1 protein-coding gene is annotated in these 281 nt (G+C 39.1%); it reads right to left on the bottom strand.

The annotated features are described in order from the left end of the window. Positions 1-281 (bottom strand): hypothetical protein (locus WDW90_RS39155; protein ID WP_336493001.1); only part of this gene is annotated, 281 nt, incomplete at both ends.

The following is a 281-nucleotide window of genomic DNA, read 5'->3' as shown; positions in this document are numbered from 1 at the left end:
GATACATTGATCTGCTCATCAGAGTAGTATATTGCGCGCTCTGTATCGTAAATCTGGTAAGGAAGAGCAAATTCATCGTTCACGTGTAACGTACGCTTGTATTCTTTCGTGTCGTTATCTATGGTGTTTGTCACCTTCAGCTTTACATCAAAAACACCAACGGTATCGAATTGCTTTTGAGAAATGTTTTCTGTTGTAATAGTTTCTGAAACAGTAGTAGCACTATTGGTGATCGTCCACTCATAGGTTGCGCCAAACTGGCTTTCATTGATAAAATCAAC

This window comes from Methylobacterium nigriterrae (genome assembly GCF_037106235.1).
Classification (GTDB): domain Bacteria; phylum Pseudomonadota; class Alphaproteobacteria; order Rhizobiales; family Beijerinckiaceae; genus Methylobacterium; species Methylobacterium nigriterrae.
The sequence above is the reverse complement of the archived record's forward strand: the minus strand, read 5'-3'. Positions and strand labels throughout refer to the sequence as shown.